Genomic DNA, 7,748 nt, shown 5'->3' with positions numbered 1-7,748 from the left:
TCGTCGCGGCGTACGTGAAAGCGGTGCGCCCGGAGATCCGCGTGATCGGCGTGCAGTCCATCGATTCATGCGCGATGAAGCAATCCATCGCCGCCGGCGAACGCCTCACGCTCAGCGAAGTCGGCCTGTTCGCGGACGGCACGGCGGTAAAACTCGTCGGCGAGGAAACGTTCCGGATCTGCCGCGAACTGCTGGACGAAGTCGTCACGGTAGACACCGACGCACTCTGCGCCGCCATCAAGGACGTCTTCCAGGACACACGCAGCGTGCTGGAACCTTCGGGCGCGCTGGCTGTTGCGGGCGCGAAGCTCTACGCCGAGCGCGAAGCGCTGGAAGCGAAGACGCTCGTTGCCATCACGTCCGGCGCGAACATGAATTTCGACCGCATGCGGTTTGTCGCGGAACGGGCGGAAGTCGGCGAAGCGCGCGAAGCCGTGTTCGCCGTGACGATCCCCGAAGAGCGCGGCAGTTTCCGGCGCTTCTGCGAACTGGTCGGCACGCGCAGCGTGACCGAGTTCAACTACCGGATCGCGGATTCGAACGCCGCGCACATCTTTGTCGGCGTGCAGATCAAGACGCGCAACGAAGCCGTGCAGATGGCGAATGCGTTTATCGAACATGGGTTTGCCACGGTCGATCTCAGCCACGACGAACTCTCGAAGCAACATATCCGCTACATGGTCGGCGGCCATTCGCCGCTCGCGCAGGACGAACGCCTGCTGCGATTCGAATTCCCCGAGCGTCCGGGCGCGCTGATGAAATTCCTTTCATCGATGGCGCCGAACTGGAATATCAGCCTGTTCCATTACCGCAACCAAGGCGCGGACACGAGCTCGATCCTGGTCGGTATCCAGGTTCCTCAATCCGATAACGCCGCGTTCGGGCAATTCCTCGCGACGCTGGGTTACCCGTGGTGGGATGAAGGCGCGAACCCGGTCTACAAGCTGTTCCTGGCCTGACCGCGCATGGCGTTCACGCTCGATGACAAGCTGGTGGTCGCGATTTCGTCGCGAGCGTTGTTCGATTTCGAGGAAGAAAACGAGGTCTACGAATCCGGAGATCTGCGCGAATACGAAGCGCTGCAGCGTTCGCGCCTGAGCGTTCCGGCTAAACCGGGCATCGCGTTTTCATTGATCGAGAAACTGCTGGCGCTGAACGTTGACAGCGAGCGGCGCGTGGAAGTCGTGATCCTGTCGCGCAGCGATCCCATCAGCGGGTTGCGCGCGTTCAGTTCGTGCAAGGAACATGGCCTCGCAATTGAACGCGGCGTGTTCACGCGCGGCGAGTCGCCGTTTCGATATCTGGAACCGTTTCGCGCGTCGTTGTTTTTATCGGCGAATTCGATCGATGTGCGCGATGCCATCGCCGCCGGCTTCCCCGCCGCGACCGTCGTTCCGCGAGCGCCGCTGACGGCAAGCCGGTATCCTGACGAGATTCGCATTGCCTTCGACGGCGACGCTGTCCTTTTCTCCGACGAAGCCGAGCAAGTGTTTCAGTCGCGGGGATTGCCCGCGTTTGTCGAGCACGAGGTCGGCAAGAAGGATCTGGCTCTTGCAAACGGTCCGTTGAAACCGTTGCTCGAAGCGCTTCACAAGCTGCAGAAACTCAGCCATGAAGCAACGCGGATGCGCATTCGCACGGCGCTCGTCACTGCGCGTTCCGCACCGGCGCACGAACGCGCGATCCGGACGCTGATGGCCTGGAACATCGAAATCGACGAAGCGATGTTCCTCGGTGGATTGAACAAAGGCCCGTTCCTGGCCAAGTTCGAACCCGACTTTTTCTTCGACGACCAAATTGGCCACATCGAATCGGCCCGCGTCGTGACAGCGACCGGACACGTACCGAATGGCATAGCGAACGCATCATGACGCCAGAACAATCTCCCCTTGGTAAGCCGGTCCAGTACCGCGAACAATACGATCCTTCGCTGCTCTTTCCCATCGATCGGGCGTCAGGCCGCGCGGCGATCGGGCTGACGGCGCGACTGCCGTTTTTCGGCACGGACATCTGGAATGGCTATGAGCTTTCGTGGCTGAACCGCAAGGGCAAGCCGCAGATTGCGGTGGCGACGTTCATCGTGCCGGCGGATTCGCCGAATATCGTGGAGTCGAAGTCGTTCAAGCTGTATCTGGGATCGTTCTCGCAGACGGCTTTCGATTCCATCGATGAAGTTCGTGCCGCCATTCGCAAGGACGTTTCCGCTATTTGCGGCGCGAACGTTTCGGTTCAGCTTGTCGCGCCTTATGAGTTTGGCGTGAAGTTGAAGATGGAAGAATTCGAGGGTTTGTCGCTGGACCGGCTGGATCTGGATGCGGATATTTATACGCCCGATCCGTCGTTGTTGAGCGCATCACATGGTGAATCACCGGTCGATGAAACCTTGTTCTCAAACCTGCTGAAATCGAATTGTCCGGTCACCGGCCAGCCGGATTGGGGCAGCGTGCAGATTCGGTACGTCGGCGCGCCGATCGATCATGCCGGTTTGCTCCGGTACATCATTTCGTACCGCGAACACACGGGGTTTCACGAGCAGTGCGTCGAGAAAATCTTCGTGGATGTAATGCGCGAATGCAAGCCGGAACGCCTTGCCGTTTATGCACGATACACACGGCGCGGCGGCCTCGACATCAACCCGTTCCGGACCAACTTCAATCTGCCGATGCCGGATAACACGCGGCTTGCGCGGCAGTAGGCCTTTATCTAATACTGCATTAGTCTTATTGAAACGATAGATCAATTGTAGGGAGCGTTCGATACTCTGATATGACATCTCTGGTGTTCGAACGCACCAACCACTCTCTATCAAGTCGTGTGGTTTCAATGCGACTGGCATATTTTAATAATTATTTAAACTAAACAGCAGTCCTCCTGATAGCCAGTCCGTTATCCTTCTCTTTCTTGATTTCTAGGGTTTTCCGATTCGGATGCTGAGCGATGCATAGCTCGCCGAACATGACAGTTTCGTATCCAAGTCCTTTCTGCACAAGGCTCATCAATCGATTTCTCTTTCCCACTTGCCCTTTCATATAATCGCCCCAGACCTCGTATAGAATTGGGGGGTAACCTGAAAGCTCAAGCCACTTTCTCGCACCTTTTAAGACTTCCAGCTCGAGACCTTCCACATCGATCTTAATCAAGTCTGCGTGCGGCAAGTTCAGGCTATTGAGTGTAGCAATGCGCACCTTCTCTGTTTCGGTCGGCTGCGTGGTAAGCATCCTTTGCTCCAGCCGAATGCTTGGATCAAGAGACAGCGACCCAACATTTGTTTCCTTTGTTAAATCCAGTACAGGTACTTCAATGCTGCCGTCATAATCGCCAACAGCCATGTGGTGGGCGAAACAGTGTTTTAAGTGATTGGAAAAAAAATTCCCACAAAGCTGGTAAAACACTTGGCGCTGGGGTTCAAAAGCATGAAGTTGGCCATTTTTATCCTTGATGTGTATTCCGATAGGAACGGAAAACGCGCCAAGATTGGCTCCAACATCGACAACGACCGGGCTGTTTATATTCTCTAAAAGAAGCTGAGATATCTGCAGTGTTATAGACTCCCAAACCTTCCCCTCCCTAAGGTGCGAATTGATCATGTCTTGCCCGGCGGTGAGCAAGTACCTCGCCGACTCGACTTGATACAGCTTGATTTCGTTGTTTTCCTCAATCATCGCGCTTTTTACTTGTAATCTGCTGAAAGCTAGCTTTTATCGTTTTTCTGTTATTCCGGCAAGGAATATGAGCAAAAATATGATTTTATAAGAATCATCTTAAGGGATGCGCTCTTTGAATTTTAATTACATATCGTTGCTGAAAATTAAGCGCAAAGATTGTTTCGGAATCAGCAAGGCTGCTTGTTTTCGAGCAGTGAAACGTATAGTTGGCAACAAGAGAAGGATGCGTTCGGACAGCAGTATTCTTACTCCGCAACAGCCAAAAGTCATTCCCTGGCAGTAAAAAAACGCGTGTTTTCTAGAAATTAGTAATCGACAATTCTTGGCTTGACAATGCTACCCGCGTCGCAATCGGTCAGTGACAAACCGCTTCTAAAAATTTGCCAAACGACAAACATGCAACCAACGCCAACGAATATAGAAACAGTCCCGGCTCGGGACTGTTTCAAGGCAAACTCCAATGAGACTTGCGCTTATTCGACCGCCTTCTTATAAGCCACACAATCCACTTCGACCTTGCAGTCGATCACCATCGACGAAACCACGCAAGCGCGCGCAGGCGGATGCTCACCAAAGTACTCCTTGAACACCTTGTTGAACGACGCAAAATCCCGCGGGTCATCGAGCCAGACGCCGCAACGAACGACATGCTCCGCGCCATATCCGGCTTCTTTCAAGATCGCGAATACGTTTTGAATTGCCTTATGCGATTGAGCAACGATCCCGCCTTCAATCACTTCGCCGTTTTCCATCGGCGTCTGGCCTGATACGAACAGCCATCCGTCCGCTTCAACTGCACGCGAGAACGGCATCACCGCACCGCCTAGTCCTTTACCGCCTTCCACACCATATCGTTTCATGGTCAATATCCTTTAAGTTAAAAATGCCCAAGCGCGTCGAGTTTCGAACCCTCGCCACGCGCCACAAACTGTCCCGCCCGTTGTCCTGTCACCCCTCCGTCCAGATACGACAGCACGCCGTTCACCCAGACTGCATCGATGCCATCCGCCGTCTGCCTCGGCTCGGCGAACGTCGCGGTATCGCGGACTTGATCGGCATCGAAAAGAACGAGGTCCGCGTGATAGCCCACTTTCACGAGACCGCGCCCGGCCAGCCCGAACCGGCGTGCCGATAACCCCGTCATCTTGCGCACAGCCTCCTCCAGAGGCAGGAGCGACGTGTCGCGCGCGTAGTGCCCGAGCACGCGCGGAAACGCGCCCCACAAACGCGGATGCGGCAGCGGGTCATTCGGCAAGCCATCGGAGCCGACCATGGTCGCCGGGTGCGACAAGATCCGCCGCACGTCGTCTTCCGACATGTTGTGATACACGGCGCCCGCCGGCTGCAGGCGCTTGCCCGCCTCCTGTTGTGTGACCCGCCACTCTGCCGCGACCTCGGAAATCAGCTTGCCGGCCATCTCGGGATGCGGCGTGGACCACGTGATCGTGATGTCGATATCGCCGGTCACCTGTTTCACATCGAGCGTCGATGAACTACGGTTGTACGGATAACAATCGCATCCCACCGGTTGGCCTTCACGGGTCGTGTCGAGCGACTTCAACACCTCCGTGCTGCGGCCCCAGTTCGACGGCCCCGCACACTTCAAATGCGAGATCACGACCGGAACGCGCGCATGCTTGCCGACCTGATAGGCCTCTTCCATCGCGTCGAGAATCGCATCGAATTCGGTGCGCATGTGCGTGGTGTACAGTGCGCCGGCATGCGCCAGCGGCTCGGCCAGCGCCATTACTTCTTCCGGCGGCGCATTGAATGCCGAGCCATAGGCAAGACCGCTGCTCAGTCCAAGCGCGCCGTGCGCCAACGCTTCTTCGAGCTGGGCGCGCATGCCGTCGATTTCCGCCGGCGAAGCCCCGCGATCCAGCCGGTCCATATGGTTATTGCGCAGCGCCGTGTGCCCGATCAACGCGCCCACGTTCACGGCCGGACGCGCAACGTTCACGGCATCGATATACGCCGCGAATGTCGGGTACTGAAAATCGGCTTGCGCGCCCAGCAAGTTCATCGGATCGGGCGGAGCGCCTTTGAGCGTCACCGGCGACGCGCTGATCCCGCAATTGCCGACGATCACCGTCGTCACGCCTTGCGAGATCTTCGGCAGCATCTGCGGCGAGCGGATGACGTGGGTATCGTCGTGCGTATGAACGTCGATAAAACCCGGCGCCAGCACCCGCCCTTCTGCCTCCACCACGTTGTCGGCCGTCCATTGATCGAGCGCGCCGATCGCCACGATCTGCCCGTCCTTTACCGCCACGTCACGCTGAACCGCGGGCGCGCCGGTTCCATCGATAACCCGTGCGCCCTTGATCAGCGTATGGGCGTGTGTTTGTGAATCCAATGCCATTTCAGTCTCCTAAGGGCTCGCGGAAGTACTCGCCGGAAGGCTCGCCGAATGGCTCGCCGAATGGCTCGCCAAATGGCTCGCCGGACGGCTGCCGTTCATCACCACCGCCGCGATACGCGTCGAGCGCGTGTTTCATGCGCCGCAAAAGCTCGCGGCTGGTTTCGCCCTGCTTCACGGCAAGTTCGGTAACGAGCAGGTCGAGCGCCATCAACATGGCGTATCGGGATGTCGACGGCTTGTAGATGAAGTCCGTTTCGTTCGCGATGACCGGGATCAGCCAGTCGGCCAGTTGCGCGAGCGGCGAAACCGGCGCGGTCAGTGCAATCACCCGAGCGCCGTATTCCCGCGCGACGCGGCAACTCTCGACCATCTCGGGCGTGCGTCCCGTCACCGACAACGCCACGACCACGTGATCTTTGGAGAGCGTCGCGGCAACCATCCGCTGCAGCAAACCATCCTGATACGACGCCACCGGGCGGCCGAGGCGCACGAGGCGAAAGCGCATTTCATCGGCAAGCGCGGTCGACCCGCCGCCCATGCCGAAGACGTAGATCATCTGGGCGCCGGCAAGGGCATCGGCGGCGGCGGCAATCGGCGCCGCCTGCAATGCGCCGCGATTGTGGGCGAGCGTAGTCTGGATATCGTCGAAAATGCGGGAAGCGAGGGAATCGGGAAGCGCGTCGTCACTGCTGCGATCACCACCGCCGCGCAAGAACCGCTGCCCGACGGCCGCCGCTTGCGCCAGCCGCAGCTTCAGTTCGCGCACATCCTCGCAGCCGACTGCTTTCGCAAACCGCGTCACGGTCGCAATGCTGACCGCCGCTTTTTTTGCCAGCGCGCCGATGCTCGCGCGCGATGCACCGGTCAGATCGTCGAGAATGAGTGCTGCGACCTTGCGCTCCGCCGTGCGCAATTCGGGCGCACGCTCGGCGATCCGGGCGACGATATCGAATGCTGGCGGTTCGGACGACACGTTCATGGCAACCTTTTGCGCGTGTTTGCGGAGCGTGGTACTAAATAACAATTTATCAGGCATCGTACTTTCTGTACCATAAGCGAGTCAATCTGGAATATGCAGGCAGCGTCTCAAAATAAGAGCCAGAAGACATACAAACGAACGATGGAGCAGCAGCACATGAAAGTTACAAACTATCAGACGGCGACAATCGATCCTTTCGGCAAGGGTCTCGGCATGGTCCCGGGCGTGAGCGTCCACCTGGCGGATGCCGCGCGTCTCGACTGGAATCTGCTCGATGAAGACGTGAGCCTGCCCGCCGCCGTGCTATACGCGGACCGCATGGAGCACAACCTGAAGTGGATGCAGGCGTTCGTGGCGGAATACGGCGTAAAACTCGCGCCGCACGGCAAGACGACCATGGCGCCCCAATTGTTCCGCCGCCAGCTCGACGCGGGCGCGTGGGGCATCACCCTTGCGACGGCGCATCAGGTCCGCGCGGCGTATCGCGGCGGTGTGCATCGCGTGTTGATGGCGAATCAGCTCGTCGGCAAACGCAACATGGGCATGATCGCGGAGCTGCTCACCGACCCGGGTTTCGAGTTCCATTGCCTCGTGGATTCGGCGGATAACGTCGATCAGCTCGGCGCGTTTTTCAGCGATGTGAACAAGCAGATCAACGTGCTGCTGGAGCTGGGCGTGGAAGGCGGCCGCACCGGCATTCGTGATAATGCGCAGCGCGACGCCGTGCTCGCCGCCATCGCGA

General features: G+C 58.1%; 8 protein-coding genes. 4 read left to right on the top strand and 4 right to left on the bottom strand.

Going from position 1 to position 7,748, the window contains the following annotated elements:
- From ilvA to queF, 3 genes are all read left to right on the top strand, one after another.
- The coding region (ilvA, locus tag ACRXB1_RS25035; RefSeq protein ID WP_449493566.1) for a threonine ammonia-lyase, biosynthetic at positions 1–959 on the top strand (959 nt) is incomplete at its 5' end.
- Between the two features lie 6 nt (positions 960–965).
- Positions 966–1,871, top strand: coding sequence for a 5'-nucleotidase (locus ACRXB1_RS25030; RefSeq protein ID WP_061998394.1), 906 nt, complete (start codon positions 966–968; stop codon positions 1,869–1,871).
- On the top strand, positions 1,868–2,695 hold the full coding sequence (queF, locus tag ACRXB1_RS25025) for an NADPH-dependent 7-cyano-7-deazaguanine reductase QueF (RefSeq protein ID WP_449493565.1): 828 nt from the start codon (positions 1,868–1,870) through the stop codon (positions 2,693–2,695). The genes ACRXB1_RS25030 and queF overlap by 4 nt, the downstream gene beginning before the upstream one ends.
- 160 nt (positions 2,696–2,855) lie before the next feature.
- Here queF and ACRXB1_RS25020 read toward each other — a convergent pair whose 3' ends face one another.
- The 4 genes from ACRXB1_RS25020 to ACRXB1_RS25005 all read right to left on the bottom strand — a co-directional run bounded on the left by ACRXB1_RS25020 (position 2,856) and on the right by ACRXB1_RS25005 (position 7,006).
- Positions 2,856–3,662 carry an FkbM family methyltransferase gene (locus tag ACRXB1_RS25020; protein ID WP_449493564.1) on the bottom strand — a complete coding sequence of 269 codons (807 nt, stop codon included), beginning with the start codon at positions 3,660–3,662 and terminating at the stop codon, positions 2,856–2,858.
- 476 nt (positions 3,663–4,138) lie between these two features.
- On the bottom strand, positions 4,139–4,525 hold the full coding sequence (locus ACRXB1_RS25015; RefSeq protein WP_449493563.1) for a RidA family protein: 387 nt from the start codon (positions 4,523–4,525) through the stop codon (positions 4,139–4,141).
- Positions 4,526–4,542: 17 nt separating this feature from the next.
- Positions 4,543–6,027, bottom strand: a complete 1,485-nt coding sequence (locus ACRXB1_RS25010) for an N-acyl-D-amino-acid deacylase family protein (RefSeq protein WP_449493562.1) — start codon at positions 6,025–6,027, stop codon at positions 4,543–4,545.
- 1 nt (position 6,028) lies between these two features.
- The gene (locus ACRXB1_RS25005; protein ID WP_449493561.1) at positions 6,029–7,006 is read right to left on the bottom strand and encodes a MurR/RpiR family transcriptional regulator; all 978 of its coding nucleotides are present in this window, start codon (positions 7,004–7,006) and stop codon (positions 6,029–6,031) included.
- Positions 7,007–7,162: 156 nt separating this feature from the next.
- On the opposite strand from ACRXB1_RS25005, the gene ACRXB1_RS25000 reads away from it, so the two are divergent.
- Positions 7,163–7,748, top strand: a 586-nt coding sequence (locus tag ACRXB1_RS25000; protein ID WP_449493560.1) for an alanine racemase, incomplete at its 3' end; no start/stop codon positions are given.

Source organism: Caballeronia sp. M23-90 (assembly GCF_053574605.1).
Note: the sequence above shows the minus strand (reverse complement) of the source record. Positions and strands in the feature narration are given on the sequence as shown.